We start from the raw sequence: 18,440 nt of genomic DNA, 5'->3' as shown, positions 1-18,440 counted from the left end.
CGAAAGCGCTCGGCCTCGGCATTCAACGCGGCGCGATCGAAAGAGACCGAAGACATCGTCACGCCGCCTTCCGGCGCGCCTTTTCCTTGGCGGGCGGCCCGCTGTCTTCCGTCGGGAGACGGTAGACTCGCGCGTCCCCCGTTTGTCCGACGCCAACGTCAGGCCGAGTTTCTTGCGCACCACGGCCGCAAGGAAGCCGCGAACCGAATGCTGCTGCCAGCCTGTTGCCGTCATGATGGCGGAAATCGTCGCGCCCTGAGGCCGCCTGAGCATTGCGATCACCGCATCCTGCTTTGTGCCCGCGCGCGGCGCAGGCTTTAGACTGGGCGAGACCTTGGCCGCGGATTCTGCCTCGACCTTGGCGTCAACAGGAGCGATGGGGGAGGCCGCGGCGGCCCGACGGGCTTTCGGCGAAGCGATTTTGGGCTTGGGTTTGCTGAGCGACATGTTCGAGGATCCTTCTTGCGTTGGGACGGCTCGCGCCGTCACCACCGCAACCCCGCCATGGCTGCATCGCCAGCGGGGTAGGATCAGCCAGGCCAAGGCCTGCGTCGTTGTCGACAGTGACGCTCTCTTCGCCGCGCGAGTCCACTCATTTGTGAGGTCGGCACTCGTTCCGCAGTTCAGATCGCGGCAAGGCGATCACCATGAATTCATGGATTCGGAAAGGCGATCGTGGTGGCAAACCGAGAGGCTTACGAGAGCCTGGGGATTTCGGTTCAACTTGTCCACAGATGAGAAGGCGTCCAGAGGCCGAGCCGCGGCTTTCGCTCGCTGCGGCCGCGAAGGGAGACGAGGACCGCGGCCTCCACCGCGCCGAGCGCAATCCCCGAAGCCTGAGTGATTGTTCCGGCGCGCGCGCGACGGTCCCAGGCGGCGGCCCCGCTTGCGCGCGCCGCCTGTCCAATCCCGCGATAGATCCGCCGGGCGGAAGCAATCGCCCAGGCCGAACGAAACGGGAGGCGCCCGATGCCGATCAACGCGGATCTGTAATAGTCGTCGGCGACATCGAGGAGCCGCGCCGAAATACGGAACACCTTCTCGCGATGACGTCTTTCACCGATTTCGCAAGGAAGAATGCCCACCTCGTCGAGCCAGTTTTGCGGCAAATAAAAACGGCCCAGCGCAGCGTCGGCGACGACATCGCGGACGATATTGGTGAGCTGAAAGGCGATTCCAAGGTCCGACGCGCGCTCAAGCGTCGCGCGGTCGCGAACGCCCATGATTGTCGCCATCATCACGCCGACGACGCCAGCGACGTAATAGGAATAGCTCAACGTATCCTCGAGGCAGGCGTAGCTTCGTCCGCGCACATCCATCGCCATGCCCTCGATAAGGTCGAGCGGGTAGCGGTGAGGAATTTGATGAGAAGCGACGACGCGCTGCAATCCGACGAAGACCGGCTCGTCGGCCTGTCCAGCGAGCGCGGCGACGGTTTTTTCACGCAATGTCGCGAGCGTGCGCTCGCGCGCCTCAAGGCTTCGTTGGCAGGGTGGTCGCGTCATGTCTGGCGCGGCTCCAAGGATTTGGCCGTCGATCTCGTCGTCGCAATGGCGGCACCAGGCGTAGAGCAAGAATGCGCTCGCCTTCTGGCTCTTGGGAAACAGGCGGGCGGCTTTAAAGAAGCTCGTGGACCCCTTTTTCAGTTGCTCGCGCGCCAGGAGGACAATTTCGTCCGGCGCATCGGCGGGCTCGCGGCGCGCGGCCTCCGGGGGAAACGCGGTCTGGCCGCCCGGCAGGGTCGCGATTTCATGCGTGGCGGTCACAGCCTCAAGCCCGAATGCCATCGAAACTCTCCCCCAAACAGTTTGCGGCGGTGTACATTTATATTGACATATGGTAACGTACATTTTTGGTTACAGCAAATGCATTCCCATCGGCGCAGCAGCGGCGATCGAGGCCAATGGAGGCGCCAATGCCGACTGCCTTCCCCTTCACGGCGATCGTCGGGCAGGAAGAATTAAAACTTGCCATCGTCTGTGCCGCGGTCGACCCGACCATTGGCGGCGTGCTCGTCTTCGGCGATCGTGGCGCCGGCAAATCGACCGCGGTCCGCGCGCTGGCGGCGCTGCTGCCGCCGATCCGCACCGTCGAGGGATGCCGCTACGGCTGCGATCCATCCGGCGCCGAGCTTTGCCCAGCCTGCCGCGCCCGCAAGGCGGCCGGCGGCCTGAAGACCCGGCTTTCGCCGACGCCGGTGGTAGATCTGCCGCTCGGCGCGACGCAGGACCGGCTCGTCGGGGCGCTCGATCTCGAAAAGGCGCTGACGCTCGGACAAAAATCCTTCGAGCCGGGGCTTATCTGTCGCGCCCATCGCGGCTTTCTCTATATCGACGAAGTCAATCTGCTCGAGGACCACCTCGTCGATCTCCTGATCGACGTCGCCGCCTCCGGCGAAAATCTCGTCGAGCGCGAGGGCCTCAGCCTGCGCCATCCCGCTCGTTTCGTGCTGATCGGCAGCGGCAATCCGGAAGAGGGCGAGTTGCGGCCGCAGCTGCTCGACCGCTTCGGCCTCATGGTTGAGGTGAAAACGCCATCCGACGTCAAATCGCGCGTTGAGGCGGTGCGCCGGCGCGAGGCCTTCGACCGCGACCGCGAAGGTTTCGCGGCGCTCTGGCGCAAGGAAGAACGGCGCCTGCGCGCGAAAATCATCGGCGCGCGCAAGCGGCTCGCCGCCGTCGAGGCGCCCGACGCCGCGATCGAATGGGCGGCGCGGCTGTGCATGCGGCTCGGCGCCGACGGGCTGCGCGGCGAGCTGACGCTGATCCGCGCCGCTCGCGCCATCGCCGCGCTTGAAGGCTCGTTGAGCGTCGCGGAAAAACATCTGCGCCAGATCGCGCCCGCCGCCCTGCGGCACCGGCTACGGCGCAATCCGCTGGACGAATCCGGCTCGACGCGGCGCGTCGAGCGGGCGATGAGCGAACTTCCGGCGGCGGCGTGAGCGAGACTGGCGCCTGCGGCGGCGGCGACACATGGCGCGACCCCTTGCTGGCCGGGGCGCTGTTCGCAATCGATCCGGCTGGACTGCGAGGGATCGTGCTTCGCGCCAGGAGCGGGCCCGCGCGGGAGGCGTTTTTGTCCTGGCTGACCCGCCTGCTTCCAGAAGCAACGCCGCTACGCCGCGTTCCGATCGGCGTTCCGGACAGCCGCCTTCTCGGCGGCCTTGATCTCACCGAAACTCTGCGTCTCGGCCGTCCCGTCGCCGAGCGCGGCCTGCTTGCCGAAAGCGACGGCGGAATCATCCTGCTCGCCATGGCCGAGCGCCTTGAACCCGCCGCGGCTGCGCGCATCGCCGCGACGCTCGACACGGCGGAAGTGAGCATCGAGCGCGATGGCCTGGCGCTGAAGGCGCCCGCGCGGTTCGGCGTCGTCGCGCTCGATGAAGGCGCCTCTGACGATGAGCGCGCGCCTGCCGCGCTGACCGACCGCCTCGGCTTTCTCGTCGACCTTTCGGAGCTAGCGCTGCGCGACTTCATCGAGTTGCCCTGGACCGCGGCGGACATCGCGGCGGCGCGGGCGCGCTTGGGCGCCGTCGATATCGATGCGGCGATGATCGCGCATCTCAACGCCGCGGCGATGGCCCTCGGCGTTGAATCGCTGCGCGCCCTGCTGCTTGCCGCGCAATCGGCCAGGGCGGCGGCGGCGCTCGGCGGCCGGACACAGGTTTCGACCGCGGACGCGGCCTGTGCCGCCGCTCTGGTGCTTGCGCCGCGCGCGCAAACCTCGCCCGCCGCCGGCGATCCGCCGCAGGCGCCGGACCAGGACGACGGCGACAGCGATGCGCCGCCCGATAGCGACGGCGAGAGTGTCGATCCATCGGCCGAAGACCTCGTCGTCGAGGCGGCTCGCGCCGCCGTTCCGCCCGGCATGATGGAGCGCCTGCAGCGCGCCTCCAGCGGCGCGCGCGGCTCTGGCGGCAAATCCGGCGGCTTCAAACGAGCGGGCCTGCGCGGCCGCCCCGCCGACGTCGTCGAGGGCGCGCCGAAAGACGGACAGCGGCTCAACGTCATCGAGACGCTGCGCGCCGCCGCGCCCTGGCGCCTGCTCCGCGGCGGCGCGGGCGCCGGAGGCGAGGGGCGCCTGCCGATCGAGCGTCAGGATTTTCGCGTCACGCGCGTCAAACAGCGCGCACAGACCGTGACTATCTTCGCGGTCGACGCGTCGGGTTCGTCGGCGCTGAACCGGCTGGCGGAAGCCAAGGGCGCCGTCGAGCTGCTTCTCGCCGAATGCTATGTGCGCCGCGATGAAGTGGCGCTGCTGGCGTTTCGCGGCGAAAGCGCGGAGTTGCTGCTGCCGCCGACGCGCTCGCTGCTCCGCGCCAAGCGTAGCCTTGCAGACATGCCGGGCGGCGGCGCGACGCCGCTGGCCGATGGCATCGCCGCCGCCGTGCGCCTTGCGGAGGCCGAAAAGCGCAAGGGCCGTTCGCCCTTCATCGTCCTGATGACCGACGGCGCCGCGAATATTTCAGCCGGCGGCAAGGCGGCCGGACGAAAACGGGCAAAGGAAGACGCGCTCGACGCCGCACGGCTCGCCCGCGCGGCCGGCCTCGAGGCGGCGTTGATCGATATTTCGCCGCGGCCCCAGCCGGACGCCGAGCGGCTCGCGGCGGAAATGAACGCGCGCTATCTGCCGCTACCGTTCGCCGACGCGTCGGCGCTTGCACGGGCGGTGCGCCGCCCGCCGCTTGCGCGGCTCACGGGCTGACGACGGGAAAGACGGCGGCGATGGCCATGGCGAAGGCCGCCGCCAGCGCCAGCGCGCCGGGCAGCGGATGATTGGTCTGCCGATAAGTCCAGCCGCTGATCAACCCGTAGATGACAAAGAAAATCAAAATCACCGGCGCGATGATGATGAGAAAAAAGAGCCTTGCCGGATTGAGCGCGATCGCCAGCGCGAGGGAGATGAGAAAGCAGATTTTGGTCAGCGCATACGCGAAGCGTGGCGCCGCCGGGCCGCGAGTCAAATATTCGTCGGCGATGAAAAACGGCAGCGTGCCGCAGGCGAGCGCGAGCGCCAGAGGGGCGCGGCCGCCAAGCGGAAAAAACGCCGTGACGAAACGATCGAACGCGAGGCCGATCGCGCCGCAGGCGTAAGCGGCGACGAGCGCGGCGGCGAGCGCCAGCCGCGCCTTGGAGACGATCACGCCGCCAGAGGGCTTTTTCGCCGGCGCCAGCGCTAGCGCGCCGGCTGTCAGGAGGCCGTAAAGCCCGAAATGCAATAAAAGATAGTCGCCGAGCAGAAGCGGCAGGAATGCTGTCGGCGCTTTCCAGAGAATGAGCGGCGTCAGCGCGGCCGGCGCGAGGGCGGCAAGGGCAAAGGCGCGGCCACGCAAGCCGCGCCCGACCGGCGATGTCGCGACCTGCGGCAGGAGGCGCGTTAAAGGGCGGGCGAGCAGGACGAGACCGAGAAACAGCAGGCCGAGCCAGGCGCCGCGCGCCTCGATGAAGCCGGAGCCATGGCGCGCGAAGGCCGCGTTCAGCCACGAGAGCGCCTCGGTCATACTCTCGGCGCTGTAGAGCACGCCGATATGTTCGACCCCGTGCGCGAAGGCGATCCGCCGCGCTGACCCGTCCGCGAAATCGCCATAGGTCACGCGCTCTTTGGCGGCGCCGGGCGCCACGTCGCGCGCGACGCGCAGGGCTTCCTCTTTCAGCACCCCCGGCTCAAGCGCCCCGGTAATGACGAGAAGATTGCGCGAGCGCGCCGAGGCCTCCGGCGAGAACATCGACACCGCGACTGTCGCCGCCACAGCCGGATTTTCATTGGCGTAGCGCACGACGATATCGGCCGCCATGGAGTGGCCGAGCACGGCGAGGCGGCCGTCGCTGGCGGGCAGCCTGCGCGCAAAATCGGCGACCGCGCCGAGCTCGGCGAGCAGCGCGCGCAGGCTCGCCTCCTGGTCCGTGAGGCCGCCGGGCAGGGCGGCGGGGTTGCGGCCGTGTCCGAGAAAATCGAAGGTGACGGCGACATAGCCATTCTGCGCCAGGGTTTCGGCGAAGGGCTGCATCAGCTGCTGCGAGCCGGAAAATCCATGCGCGATGACAACGGCCGGGGCCGGGCCGTCGTCCGCCTTGCGAAAGATCGTCACCGGCGTCCCGGCGACGCTGGTTCGTTCGACGTCAAGGTCGGCGCGGAAACCGAACAGATGCGTCAGGGCGACCACAATGGCCGCGAACGCAAGGGCGGCGATGATCCCGTCCGGCTTCTTCATGCGGCGGGTCGGGCGCGGGAATTTGGCGAATGGTCGCGGATGATGCAGGCTGGCCTCGCGGCGATGCGGGAGGCTGAAGCGCGGTGTCGGACCGACTGGACTGGGACAAGGACGGCGCCGACTGGCCGAACCGCGCGACGAGCCGCTTCGTCACGGCCGGAGAGTTGCGCTGGCACGTGCAAATAATGGGCGATGGCCCTGTTCTGCTGCTGTTGCATGGCGCGGGCTCCTCGACGCATTCGTGGCGCGATCTGGCCCCCTTGCTGGCGCGCCGTTTTACGATCGTCGCGCCGGACCTTCCCGGCCATGGCTTCACGCAGGCGCCGCGCGCGCGCGACATGTCGACGGACGGCATGGCCAAAGCGGTCTCGTCTCTTGTCGCCGCGCTCGACATGAACCCAGCCTATGCCGCGGGCCATTCGGCGGGGGCGGCGATCCTGTGCCGGATGCGCGTTGAGCGCGCGATCGAGCCGCGCCTCCTGTTCAGCCTCAATGGCGCGCTGCTGCCGTTCGACGGCTTCGCGGGCCGGGTGTTTTCGCCGCTGGCCAAAATGATGTTCAAAAACACGCTCATTCCCGCGCCAAGGCTTTTCGCGTGGCTGGCGTCGGAGCGGAGCTCGGTGGAGCGCACGCTCAGAAACGTCGGCGCCCATCTCGACAGGCGCGGCGTCGAGTTCTACGCGCGTCTGTTCCGTAATCCCGGCCATGTCGGCGCGACGCTCGGCATGATGGCGCATTGGGATCTCAAAAGCCTGCGGCGCGACCTGCCGCGGCTCGACTCCCACCTCGTGCTTGTCGCGACTGAGGATGATCGCGCGATACCGGTCAGGGACGCCCACGCCGCCGCCGGCCTCGTTCCGGGATCGCGCAAGATCATCCTGCGCCGCGGCGGTCATCTTCTGCATGAGGAGCGTCCGGAAGAAGCGTTCGACCTCATCGTGGCGGCGATCGAACAGGATGAGGCCGGGTCAGCGTCGCCAGCTCCTTCAGTTTTCCCGCCTGCGCCACCAGCGCGCCACGTCGGCGGCGTGGGCAAGGCCGCCCGCGGCCAGAAAAAGCCCCATCCAGCCCCACCACAGGCCGGACAGGGCGGCGCGCAGGGCGAGGATCAGGCAAAAGCCGGACAGGAGGTTCAACAGGAAGCCCCCGCCGCCGGCCCGCCGGTACAGAAGAAAAAACACCGCCTCGCCCGCCATCAGGATCAGGATCAGATCGGCGACGCGCCCGCTCGAAAATAAATCGGCCATATGGCGTCCTATGAGACATGCGCGGCGCCGGCGCCGTTCAGCATGACGACCGCAAGGTTAAGCGCCGCTGCGAAACTGACCCAGGCCAGATAGGGCGTGAGCAACAGGCTCGCGGCCCGCGTCCGCCGCCAGAAAAACACGATCAGCATCAGGATCGAAAGCCACAGAAGCGCCACTTCGAGAAGCGCCCAGTCCGGACGTTGAAGCCGGAAAAAGAACACGCTCCACATGATGTTGAGGAAGCCGTTGAGGGCGAAGAGGCCGAGAACCCAGTGGCGGTTTTCGCGGCTGCCCGCGCCCTGCCACGCCTTTGCGGCGGCGAGCGTGACGAGAATGAAAATCGCCGTCCAGGCCGGTCCGAACAGCCAGTCGGGCGGTTGCCAGGACGGTTTGCGCAGGCTGTGATACCAGGGCCCGATGTCAGTGATCGTGCCGCCGATAAAAAGAACCAGCGCGCCGGCGAGGCCTGCGACGAGGAGCGGCTTCCAGCGCGGGAAACCCGCCGACGATTGGCCAAGAGGCTCGCTCATCTGTTGGTCCGCGTCTCGCCCCGCTGTCCAGCTCATGCGCGCGCCAGGCCGAACAAATGGGCGAGATCCTTGAAGAAGATGCGCACATGCGCCATCGGGTCGGCGCGCTTCAGCTGCTTGTTCATATAGGCGTCGAATGTCAGCCTTTGCACGTCGCGATCCTCGCAGATCTTGACGAAGCTTTCGCGCCTCTTATCGCTGCCGTACCAGAAATATTGCATGATCCCCAAAATCCAGAACACTCGTCCGTGCTCTTTCATGAAGCGGCTGCGGGCGTGCTTCAGCGCCCGCGCGTCGCCCGTCGCCAGAAGCGCTTCGACCGCCTCGGCGGCGTAGCGTCCGCCGACCATGGCGTAGTAGATGCCCTCGCCCGAGGCCGGCGCGACGACGCCTGCGGCGTCTCCGGCAAGAACCACGTCACGGCCATTGTCCCACCGGCGCAGCGGACGCAGCGGAATCGGCGCGCCTTCCCGGCGTAGCGTCTCAGCGCCTTCAAGCCCCGTCGCCTGCCGCAGCGTTTTCACGGCGTCCTTGAGCGAAAGGCCCTTGCGCGCCGTTCCGGTTCCGACGCTGGCGGTGGCGCCATGCGGAAAAATCCAGGAATAGAAATCCGGGGAGATCGCGCCGCGATAGATGACGTCGCAACGCGCCGCATCGTAATCCTCGCTCCGCTTCTCCGGAGAGCGGATGATCTCGTGATAGGCGAACACATATTTCGGCTGGCCGGCGTGCGGAACCGCCTGCCGCGCGACGAGCGAGAGCGCGCCGTCCGCGCCGATCACGCTTTGCGCCCGCACGCGCTCGAAGGTCTCGGCGCCCTTCCCGTCGCGCGTGCGAAATTGAACGATGGCGACGTCGTCCTCGCCGCGCGAAAAGCGCTCGAACGCGCCCGTGCGCCGCAGGGCGCCTGCGGCTTCGGCGCGCGTGCGCAGCCATTCGTCAAACACTTCGCGATCGACCATGCCGACATAGCCGCCTTCGATCGGCATATCGACGCGCTTGCCGGAAGGCGACACCATACGCGCGCAATTGATGCGGGCGACGAGAAGGTGAGCCGGAATGTCAAAATCGCGCATGAGGCGCGGCGGGATCGCGCCGCCGCAGGGCTTGATGCGGCCGGCCCGGTCGAGCAGCAGAACCTTGCGCCCGGCGCGGGCGAGATCATGCGCGGCGGTAGCGCCTGAAGGGCCGCCTCCGACCACGACGACGTCAAAGGTTTCAAGCTCTTTCATCATGCTCACCGTTGATTGACGGCGCTCGGCGCCGCGCCAGAAAGAGTCCGAAAGGAATTGAAGCCGGACGCCGCAGATTTGTGTCCCTGCGTACTCGTTTGCATGCTCGCGGCGATCGCGGCGGCGAACAGGAACAAGACGGCCTCCGCCGCGAAAACCAGCGCATAGGCTGTTCCCTGCGAGGCGAACACGGCGCGGAAAAAATCGCTCGCGCCCGCGCTGCACAGTCCGCCGAGCCCGAACGCGATGCCTTGCGCGGCGCCCCAAAGCCCCATGCGGACGCCCTCGCGGCCGGGACGTCCGAGTCCGGCGAGACTCATCATCGAGCCGATCGCGGCGATCGAGAACGCGCCGTTCGCCATGCCAAGCGCGAAGGCTGAGGTCCGCAGAGGCCAGTCTCCGCCGGACAGAGCGGCGAAGACGAGCGAGATCAGCGCGAGCGCCGATCCGATGCAGCCGCCAATCGACCATCCGCGCAGCGATTGCAGCCGCTTTCCGGCAAATCCGCTTCCCGCCAGCGCCACAAGGATCATGCCGGCGAGCACGCCGCCATGCAGCACGCCAGAGAGCTTCGTCGACGCGCCCGGCGAATAGCCGAAGACGGCCCCCGAGAATGGATCGAGGATCAATTCTTCCGCGCTATAGGCGAGCATCGAGACGAAAATGAAGATGGTGAAGCGGCGCGCTTCGGGTTCCGACCAGACCTCGCCGAGGGCGTGGCGGAACGGCATGGCGGGCGCGTTGCCCTGAAGCGGCGGGCCTGCGGATGGTCTCCGCGCGGGCTCGATGCGCCACATGGCGAGCGCGCTGACGATGATCGCCGCGGCGGCGACGCAGGACGTGGCGGCGAGAAGCCGCTCCGGCGTATAGGGATCGAGCCAATGCCCGACGCTGACTGTCGTGACGACGAAGCCGAGGATCATCATGATCCAGACGATGGTTGCCGCCGCGGCGCGGCGCTCCGGCGCGGTCTCCGCCGCAAGCAGGGCCAGCAGCGACGTGCCGGCGGCGCCGACGCCGACGCCGATAAGCGCAAAGCAGAAGGAGGCGAACGCTACGCCGAGGATAAGATTGATCGCCATCAGCCAGATGGCGAGCGCCGCGCCGACGCAGCCAAGCGCAAGCAGGCCGACGCCTCCGACAATCCACGGCGTGCGCCTGCCGCCAAGATCCGAGCCATACCCCCAGCGCGGACGCAGCGCCTGCAATGCATAATGCAAGGCGACCAAGGCGCCGGGCAGCATCGCGGGCAGGGCGAGCTCGACCACCATGACGCGGTTCATCGTCGAGGTTGTCAGGACGACGAGGGCGCCAAGCGAGGCCTGCACGAGGCCAAGCCGCATGATCTTGAGCCAGCCGAGCCCCGCGTCCATCATGCGCCTCCAGCCAGAACGGAGCGCAGGGCGAAGGCGCTGACGAGCATGCCGAGGACATAAAGCGTGACCCCGGTTCCATTGTACCAGGGCGCCTTCGCGCGGGGATTTTCAAGCAGCCGCGGCATCAGCACGCATTGAGCGATCAGCGCCAGCAGGACGACGATGGCATGAACCGGGCGTCCCCAAAGCGCTAACAGCGCGACGACGGCGATCTGCGGGACGGCCATGAAGATACAGGCGACGCGCGCGGCCCGCTCCACCCCGAGCAGCGCCGGCAGCGAGCCGATCCCCATGCGACGATCGCCCTCGACCGATTTGAAATCATTGAGAGTCATGATTCCGTGCGCGCCCGCGCTGTAGAGAAAGGCGATGATGAAAATCCGCCAGTCCGGCAAGGCGCCGTCGGCCATGACCGCGGCGCCCGTCACCCAGGCGAGGCCCTCATAGCAGAGCGCGCAGGCGCTATTGCCGAACCAGCCATTCTGCTTCAGCCGCAGCGGCGGCGCGCTATAGGCCCAGGCGAGCGCAAGCCCAAGCGCGGCGGCGACGAAAACCCAAACCCCGATAATCGCGGCGACGAACAGAGAAAGAAGGGTCCAGCCGCAGGCGATGACAAGACCCCACCGCCCGGGAATGCGTCCTGATGGAATCGGACGGCCGGGCTCGTTGATGGCGTCGACATGCCTGTCGAACCAGTCATTGACCGCCTGGCTGGTTGCGCAAACAAGCGGCCCCGCCAGCACGATCCCGGTGAGGATGACGCCAATTCTGGCGCCGACCGGGCCGGGCTGCGAGGCGACCCCGCAACCAAACGCCCACATCGGCGGGAACCAGGTGACGGGCTTCAGCAGTTCAAGCACCGCCCTGGGGTGAGGCAGAGCTGTTGCGGCGACGGATTCGTTGCCATGTGGCAGTTCGATGGTCATAGGGTCAGCCGGTTAGTTTGTGCTGGAGCGTGGCGCCTAAATGTTGCAGAGTTTTTGCGACCAACATCATGCGTCAAAATAAAGGTTCGAAGAGTAGGATTACTTGCCGACGACTGCCAGTTCCGGAAAGTCCTTGATCATGCTCGCCCCGTTGAGCGGTTTGCTCTCGCCCTGATGGCAGGTAGCGCAATTGATTTTCGGAACGTCTCCGCCAGCGCCGAGCCGCTCCGGCGGGAAACTCGCCTTCAGCGGCTCCAGGAAATTGTGGTTGAGATCGCGCACCATCCTGATGCCGTACCAGGCGGTGGCGCGCTGCGGCGTGCTCTGATCCCAGGCGAAGAAAGAGCGGCTGTTGTGGCAGAAGGTGCAATTGACCCCGAGCGCCTTCGAGATATGCATCATCAGCCCGTAGGTTAATTCGGTCTGCTTGATCGAGGGGCGCTCCGGCTCCTGCGGCAGCGCGGTATTGCCGATCACGCGGATCTCTTGAGAGTAGTCGAGAAGCTTCGTGAACGGATCATTCTGCAGCGAGGCGAGGCCGATGAGGCTTCCCGGATGATTCTTTGCGTCAGGACTGTAGCCGAAGAAGCCATGCGCTTCGGCGACGGAATTGCTGAACCACAGATTGGCGGGGACGGGATGTCCGCGATGGCAGGTATAACAGGTGACGCCGACGCCATCGACATGCTTGGTCCAGTCGGCGTTGATATGCTGAGTCATCTGAATCATACGCCGCGCCACGACCTTGGTATAGAGATCGTCGGAGGCGAGATTTTCCGGATTGTGGCAGTAATTGCACCCCTGTTCCGGTGCGACCCATTGCGTGATCGCCGTCATCAGGCGCATCAGCTCATTGGAGTCGAGGTCGCCTAGAACCTTGACGTTCTGATAGACCTGGGACGAGGGCGTCCCGCTTTTTTCTACCGGATCAATCGGATCCGGCGGCTGGTTTCGCGCTGTGATCGCGTCGAGGGCCGCCGTCTCGTTGATCTGCACCATGCCGAGGCCGCGATAGCCGGTTTGCTTTACTGTCAGCCGATCTTCCTTGCAGCCGCCAAGGCCGAGCGAGAGGCAGATCGTCAATGCCGCAGTCGAAAGAAGAGCTGTCGTTTTCATTGTCGCGCCTATTGCGTCAGAGCCGGATCTGGCACGATCGGGAAGATATGCGGGTAGGCAGGAGCGACGCCGTGCTTGATTGCCCAAAGATACCAATTGTCTACGACCGTGCCGGTGAGCAGAATGCCGATGCCGCCGGTCAGTGGGCATAGCACCGCAAACCACCACGCCCAGCGGTGAATGGACTCCATTGTGGCGTTGAAGCCCATGGTCCAGCGCCAGAACAGCGCCGCCCGTTCGGCGGCGGTTCCACGATCGACCGCCTGCTCGATTTCACGCTCGCCGCCGAAGCGGCTGACCGCGAGGATCGTTGCCGCGTGCATGGCGAACAGCAGCGTCGAACCATAGAGGAACACGATCGAAAGCATGTGGAACGGATTATAGAACAAATTGCCGTAGCGGATCGAGAAGGCTGCGGTCCAGTCTAAGTGCGGGAAGATGCCGAATGGGACGGCTTCTGACCAGCTGCCCATCATCAGTGGACGGATAAAGCCGAGGACGAGGTACAGCCAGATCGCCGCCGCGAAGGCCCAGGCGACATGCGTTCCCATCCTCATTTCGCGCGCCCGGATATAAATGCGCGCCCACCAGATGAGAATCGAAAGCGTGAGGAAGAATCCGGCGAGAAGCCACCATCCGCCTTCGCTCATCGGCGGAATGTGGATGCCGTATTTGGGCGACGGCGGCTCCAGCGCGAGCCAGGGCAACTGCCGCGCGAACTGGATTGGGCTCCAGTTGACGGAAGCCCACATGTTGAGCCCGATAATTTCGAAGGCGATGAAGCCGAAGATCAACGAGACAACGCCGCTCCAGCCAAGATAGATCGGGCCGACCTGCGCGTCGCCGATCTTGCCGAGCCAGTAGGACAGGAATGGCTTGCCTTCGCGCGGCAGCGCGCCGACCGGAAGGGCCGCTTCAAACTCATGCGCCGTGCGGACCTGAACCTGTGTGAAGATATTCTGATATTCTGCCATGGCGGCGTTCCTCGGCTAGCGCCAGATCGGAAGATTGAGCCACCAGCCCCACCACTCGGGCCAGCCGTGCGTCCAAAGGGGGCCGCTGATGATGATGCAGACGGCGCTCCAGAATCCTGCAGACAAGGACAGGAAGAGGCCGAGCCGATGAATGCCTATGGTGCCGATCGAATAGCCCATCACGTCGCGAAAAAAGGCGTTCTCGATCTCCGGCGTCTTCACCGCCTCACCGCGGCCCGGGTTGATGGCGGACAGGATCACTCCGCCATGCAGCGCGAGCGCGAAAGTTGTCGTGAAGAAAAAGCTGACGGCGATCATATGCGCCGGATTGTAGTGGAAGTGCAGATATTGATACCCAACGTTCGACACCCAATCGAGATGGCTGATGATTCCGTATGGGAAGCCATGACCCCACGCGCCGAGGGCGAGCGGCCGGAACACCACGAGCGTGGCGTAGGCGAAAATCGCCACCGAGAATGCGAAGGGCACGTGAAGACCGATGCCGAGCTTGCGGCATATCTCGACCTCCCGCAGTCCCCATGAGATGAAGGCGCCGAGCGCGCACATCGTTATGATTTGCCAGAGGCCGCCTTCCTTGAGCGGCGCCAGCGCGAGCCCGTAGGAAAGGTCTGGCGGCGCGATGCTGATCTGCCAGATGTTCCATGTCGGTCCGAGCGACGCGCCATAGATGATGAGCGCGGTTCCGATCGTCGCAAAGAAGATCGTCGTTACGCCGAAAAAGCCGACGAAGAATGGCCCGACCCAGAAGTCGAACAGATCGCCGCCGATCAGCGTGCCGCCACGAACCCGATATTTCTTTTCGAAATTCAACATCGCCATCGGCGGAGCCTCCTCAACGAAGGGCGGGCGCGGCGCGACAAGTCGCGCGTCGGCAGAGGGAGTGACGGGCAGGTCTGAACGGCCTGCCCATTGGCGTTTAGCGTGCGGTCCCGTCAGCCGAATCTGACGAAATCGAGAGCCGGCGCGGGCGGCGCGATCAACTCGCTCGCCTTCACCCGCGAGGCGCGCGGACCTTCGAGCCAGTTGAAGCGGTCGGTGCTGAGCAAAATGAAGTGAATCAGAATCGCCAGTCCGAACAGGAAGACGAACAGTCCGATCAGCGCCCTGCGCGGATCGAATACGAGCCAGATTTTGTACAGTTCCATGACCCCCTCCTAGACGATATGCGGGATGACGCTCATCGCAACGTCCCTTGCGCTGTCGATGAGCGACGAATAGCCGTTCGGGCCGGGGATCCAGGGGCGCCACATCCACACAAGAATGTGCGCGACGATCGCGATTCCGGTAAAAATCAAGAAGCTTGTTACGAAGAGTTTGTGAAACTCCTTCGCCTCTGAATCGCTGAGCCCGGATAGCGAGCTCCGCCCGTCGATGTCGTCGATCATATTATCCTCTCCATTGCAGCGGCTTTCGCCATTGCCGCGCCTTTCCCGCGCGGCGGGGATTCATGCGCGCCGCGGCGCGGCGTCGAAAAGATCTCTCCCTCACTCCAGGAAGGCGAACGCCGTCAACGCCTCCGCCTTGTCGACGACATGATCGAGGAACGGTTTGCGGGCACCATCCGGCTGCGGCAGAAGCCGCCAATGCCGGGGAAGGATGATGTCGAAGGCGGCGCCGATCAAACAGACGACCAAAATCGGCGTGAACAGGCGATTGAAGCCGCTGCGCTGCCTTTGGGCGAAAGCCGGCCCGTGATGTGAAGGCGCCCCGAGAGTCATGTCGTCATCCTCCTGCCAATGGATGCAGCCCGAACGCCTCGTTGAGCGGCGTAAGGCTGTCGCCTGACGCCCTCATGCCGCCCTCCCTTGCGCGATCTGATCGCGCGCGCGGCTGACGCGCTCGGCCGTTACGCTTGCTTCTCCGGCCGAGCGGGCCTCCTGTTCGGCGCGGTCGCGCAGGCGTTTTGCCGCCGAGATGCGCACGAGAACCGGCTCGGCTTCGACATATTGTTCGAGAAGGCGATGCGCCGCTTCGTCCCAGGGCGTCGACGCCGCGAGTCCGAGGCGGGCCGGCGTCGCCTCGACCCGGTCCATGTCGGCGGCGAGCGGGATGATATTGAACAGCGCGTCGAACAGCGCGTTGCACACCTCTTGGACGATGTAGGTCGCCCCGCCATAGCCCATGAAAGGCGTGCCGGTATGGCGGCGGATGATCGCGCCGGGGAACGACGCCGGGATGTAGATCGCGCGCGCGCCGGCCTCGGCGAGATACATGCGTTCATTGAAGCTGCCGAACACGATCAGCGGCGCCTTCTTGCCGATTGCCTCGCGCACCGCCGCGTTATCGGGCTTTACGCCGGCCTTGCGGCACATCGAGAAGGAGCAGGGCAGCCCCATTTCCTCTTCAAGAAAATGACGAACGCCCCGCGTATAGGTTTCATTGGCGACGATTGCGAAGCTCGCGGTCGCGAAGAAATCCTGCGTGACCGAGCGCCACAAATCCCACAGCGGCTTGATCGTCGTGTGCTTCTCGCGGTCAATGAAAGGCTCAGGGTCGAGCTCAAGCAGTCCGCCGAGCGTGCGCAGAAAGCTGGTCGTGGAATGCAGCCCGATTGGAGCCTGCAGATAAGGCCGCTCAAGCCCCTCGCAGAGCAGCCGCCCGAATTCGCGGTAGAGGCATATATTGGCGTCGGCGTCGGCTAGCCTCGCCACATCGGCGAGATGGCTGCCGAGCGGGAAGACCATGTTGATTTCGGCGCCTATGCCCTCAACCAGCCGGCGGATCTCGGCAATATCGCTCGGGCTGTTGAACACGCCGTAGCACGGGCCAATGATATTTACGCGGGGCTTCTGATCCGGTTTGCGCGGCTTGCGCTGGGGAACTTTCTTCGGACCATACTCCGTCCATAGCCAGTTCATGGCGCGGTCGGCGCATTGCCACTGATCTTCATCGATCGTGCGCGGCAAAAAGCGCTGGATGTTGGTTCCTTCCGGCGTGACGCCGCCGCCGATCATCTCGGCGATAGAGCCGGTGACGACGACGCTGGGCAGACCCGGATCAAGCGTGCGATGGGCGCGCTTCATGGCGCCCTCCGTTCCTGTCTGGCCGAGCTCCTCCTCACTGAGGCCCGTGACGACGATCGGCAATTCATGCGGCGGAAGGGCGTCGGTGTAATGCAGAACCGACGTGACCGGCAGGTTTTCGCAGCCGACGGGACCGTCGATGATGACTTGCAGCCCCTTGATGGCGCTGAACACATAGACGGCGCCCCAATAGCCGCCGGCGCGATCATGATCCAGAACGAGCATTATTTGATATCCTCGCCCTGACGCGCCTTGGCGCTCGCCTCGATGCGGCGCTTGTAGAGCGCGCGAAATTCGGGCCGGTCCGTCGGCTTCTTCTCCCATACGCCCGCGGCAAAACCTTCGCCGACATCCTCGAAAAATTCGCGCATGGCGTCGAAGCGCGGCTTGGCCGCGAGCGAAGCGTTGACGACCTCGGCGAGCGAGCCCGCCCCTGCCGGCCCCATCAGCGGCCGCGCCGAAATGAGATTGGTGAAATAGAGCGCGGGCGTGCCGCCCTGCTTGGCCTTCTGCACCACCGGCGTCGTGCCGATCGCAAGGTCCGGTTCATATTCGGCGAGCGCGGCGAGGTCGTGCTCGAGCGAGGCGCGGAACTGAACTTTGACGCCCTTGGCCTCAAGCCATTGCCGGTCCTGCTCCGACCAGGGCGTCAGCGGACACGCCGTCCCGACATAGCGGACATCGGCGCCGCTCTCCACGAGCAGCCGTCCGACGAGAAGCTCGGAACCCTCATAGCCCGAAAGCGTAATACGCCCCTTGACCGGCCTTGCGGCGAGCGCGGCCCGGATGACCGGTAGCAGCCGGTTGTTGGCGGCGTCGATCTTTGCGCGCGGGACGCCGCAGGCCTCGCCGATGGCGTTCAGCCAGCTTTCCGTTCCTTCGCTGCCCACTGGGGCAGAGCCTACGATCTTGCGGCTGGCGGCCTCGAATTCGCGGATCGAAGCGCGATAAAAGGGATGAAAGGCGGCGACCGCAGCGCAGTCATAGGCGGCGTAGAGCTCGCGCCATTCGCGCGTCGGAACGGCAGGACCGGCGGCAAGGCCGAGCGGCTCCAGCATCATGCCGATCTGTACGGGATCGGCGGGGAACAGCTCGCCAAGAAGCGTTATGGTCGGGCGCTCGCTGCGGCCGGCGCGCGGCGCCTGTACGGCGCCCTGTTCCGCCTCGGCGCGGGCGTAGCGCAGCATGGCGGCGGCGAGAACGTCCTTCGCTTCGGCGTGGGTCGGAACGCCGAATCCCGGCACGTCGATGCCGATGATGCGAACGCCGTTGATCTCCTTGGGAAGAATCTGCAAGGGCACGCCGGACGCGGTCGGAACGCACAGATTAATGATCACGATGGCGTCGTAGAGTTGCGGATCGGCGAGGCCAAACACAGCGTCGCGAATGTCTTCGAACAGCTTTCCCGTGACAAGCGATTCCGAATTGAAGGGCACGTAGCCGACTGTGCGCCGCGCGCCGTAAAAATGCGAGGTGAAAGTCAGTCCGTAGACGCAACAAGCCGATCCGCTGAGCACGGTTGCGGTCCGGCGCATGCGCAACCCGACGCGCAGCGAGCCAAACGCCGGACACATGCTTTGCGGCTGGTCGTGCGGCCCCGCCGGATAGTCGGCCGCGTAGCGTTCGAGCGTCTCGCTCTTGCCCGCCGCCGCGGCGGCGCGGCGCATCTCCCCAGCGCCCGCGTGGCAGCCGAGGCCGTCGCCATGCGCGATCGGCGCCCCGGCTTCGAGCGCGGGCTTGTCGGAGGGAAGAAGCGTCTTGTTCATTGCGGCTCGCTGCGCGGA

At 65.6% G+C, this 18,440-nt stretch carries 18 protein-coding genes; 3 read left to right on the top strand and 15 right to left on the bottom strand.

Features of this window, described 5'->3' with window-relative positions; genetic code table 11:
* On the bottom strand, positions 1 to 447 hold a 447-nt coding region (locus CR492_RS21455; RefSeq protein ID WP_146030309.1), incomplete at its 3' end, for a DUF3489 domain-containing protein.
* A gap of 272 nt (positions 448 to 719) precedes the next feature.
* Positions 720 to 1,787 carry a phytoene/squalene synthase family protein gene (locus CR492_RS17040; protein ID WP_180982587.1) on the bottom strand — a complete coding sequence of 356 codons (1,068 nt, stop codon included), beginning with the start codon at positions 1,785 to 1,787 and terminating at the stop codon, positions 720 to 722.
* A 128-nt stretch (positions 1,788 to 1,915) separates the two neighbouring features.
* Between CR492_RS17040 and bchI the strand changes: the two genes are divergently transcribed.
* Both bchI and CR492_RS17030 read left to right on the top strand, forming a co-directional pair.
* The gene (gene bchI, locus CR492_RS17035) at positions 1,916 to 2,941 is read left to right on the top strand and encodes a magnesium chelatase ATPase subunit I (RefSeq protein WP_102844937.1); all 1,026 of its coding nucleotides are present in this window, start codon (positions 1,916 to 1,918) and stop codon (positions 2,939 to 2,941) included.
* Positions 2,938 to 4,704: a magnesium chelatase subunit D gene (locus CR492_RS17030; protein ID WP_102844929.1), complete on the top strand. Its 1,767-nt coding sequence runs from the start codon at positions 2,938 to 2,940 to the stop codon at positions 4,702 to 4,704. The genes bchI and CR492_RS17030 overlap by 4 nt, the downstream gene beginning before the upstream one ends.
* Here the strand turns inward: CR492_RS17030 and CR492_RS17025 are convergent.
* Positions 4,694 to 6,211: an alpha/beta hydrolase gene (locus CR492_RS17025; RefSeq protein ID WP_102844928.1), complete on the bottom strand. Its 1,518-nt coding sequence runs from the start codon at positions 6,209 to 6,211 to the stop codon at positions 4,694 to 4,696. The genes CR492_RS17030 and CR492_RS17025 overlap by 11 nt on opposite strands.
* A gap of 83 nt (positions 6,212 to 6,294) precedes the next feature.
* On the opposite strand from CR492_RS17025, the gene bchO reads away from it, so the two are divergent.
* The gene (gene bchO / locus CR492_RS17020) at positions 6,295 to 7,449 is read left to right on the top strand and encodes an alpha/beta fold hydrolase BchO (RefSeq protein ID WP_102844927.1); all 1,155 of its coding nucleotides are present in this window, start codon (positions 6,295 to 6,297) and stop codon (positions 7,447 to 7,449) included.
* Positions 7,450 to 7,466: 17 nt separating this feature from the next.
* Here bchO and CR492_RS17015 read toward each other — a convergent pair whose 3' ends face one another.
* From CR492_RS17015 to bchY, 12 genes are all read right to left on the bottom strand, one after another.
* Positions 7,467 to 7,988 (bottom strand): TspO/MBR family protein, encoded by a 522-nt coding sequence (locus tag CR492_RS17015; RefSeq protein ID WP_180982586.1) that lies wholly within the window; start codon positions 7,986 to 7,988, stop codon positions 7,467 to 7,469.
* Between the two features lie 32 nt (positions 7,989 to 8,020).
* A complete protein-coding gene (locus CR492_RS17010; protein WP_432431218.1) occupies positions 8,021 to 9,223 on the bottom strand; it encodes a geranylgeranyl diphosphate reductase in 1,203 nt (400 codons plus the stop codon).
* Between the two features lie 2 nt (positions 9,224 to 9,225).
* Positions 9,226 to 10,593 carry a BCD family MFS transporter gene (locus CR492_RS17005; protein ID WP_102844926.1) on the bottom strand — a complete coding sequence of 456 codons (1,368 nt, stop codon included), beginning with the start codon at positions 10,591 to 10,593 and terminating at the stop codon, positions 9,226 to 9,228.
* Positions 10,593 to 11,522, bottom strand: a complete 930-nt coding sequence (chlG, locus tag CR492_RS17000) for a chlorophyll synthase ChlG (protein WP_102844925.1) — start codon at positions 11,520 to 11,522, stop codon at positions 10,593 to 10,595. The genes CR492_RS17005 and chlG overlap by 1 nt, the downstream gene beginning before the upstream one ends.
* A gap of 99 nt (positions 11,523 to 11,621) precedes the next feature.
* Entirely contained in the window at positions 11,622 to 12,638 is a 1,017-nt protein-coding gene (pufC, locus tag CR492_RS16995) for a photosynthetic reaction center cytochrome PufC (RefSeq protein ID WP_102844924.1), read from the bottom strand.
* 8 nt (positions 12,639 to 12,646) lie between these two features.
* Entirely contained in the window at positions 12,647 to 13,612 is a 966-nt protein-coding gene (gene pufM / locus CR492_RS16990) for a photosynthetic reaction center subunit M (protein WP_102844923.1), read from the bottom strand.
* Positions 13,613 to 13,627: 15 nt separating this feature from the next.
* Entirely contained in the window at positions 13,628 to 14,452 is an 825-nt protein-coding gene (gene pufL, locus CR492_RS16985; protein WP_102844922.1) for a photosynthetic reaction center subunit L, read from the bottom strand.
* Positions 14,453 to 14,565: 113 nt separating this feature from the next.
* Positions 14,566 to 14,772 carry a light-harvesting antenna LH1, alpha subunit gene (pufA, locus tag CR492_RS16980; protein WP_102844934.1) on the bottom strand — a complete coding sequence of 69 codons (207 nt, stop codon included), beginning with the start codon at positions 14,770 to 14,772 and terminating at the stop codon, positions 14,566 to 14,568.
* A 15-nt stretch (positions 14,773 to 14,787) separates the two neighbouring features.
* The gene (gene pufB / locus CR492_RS16975) at positions 14,788 to 15,018 is read right to left on the bottom strand and encodes a light-harvesting antenna LH1, beta subunit (protein ID WP_102844921.1); all 231 of its coding nucleotides are present in this window, start codon (positions 15,016 to 15,018) and stop codon (positions 14,788 to 14,790) included.
* A gap of 99 nt (positions 15,019 to 15,117) precedes the next feature.
* On the bottom strand, positions 15,118 to 15,351 hold the full coding sequence (locus tag CR492_RS16970) for a hypothetical protein (RefSeq protein ID WP_102844920.1): 234 nt from the start codon (positions 15,349 to 15,351) through the stop codon (positions 15,118 to 15,120).
* A gap of 72 nt (positions 15,352 to 15,423) precedes the next feature.
* Entirely contained in the window at positions 15,424 to 16,881 is a 1,458-nt protein-coding gene (gene bchZ, locus CR492_RS16965; RefSeq protein WP_102844919.1) for a chlorophyllide a reductase subunit Z, read from the bottom strand.
* Positions 16,881 to 18,422, bottom strand: coding sequence for a chlorophyllide a reductase subunit Y (bchY, locus tag CR492_RS16960; RefSeq protein WP_102844918.1), 1,542 nt, complete (start codon positions 18,420 to 18,422; stop codon positions 16,881 to 16,883). Before bchY ends, bchZ begins: the two co-directional genes overlap by 1 nt.
* Positions 18,423 to 18,440: the final 18 nt, after the last annotated feature.

Origin of the sequence: Methylocella silvestris, assembly GCF_002891535.1 — a bacterium.
GTDB lineage: Bacteria > Pseudomonadota > Alphaproteobacteria > Rhizobiales > Beijerinckiaceae > Methylocapsa > Methylocapsa silvestris_A.
This window is presented reverse-complemented; position numbering and strand designations above follow the sequence as displayed.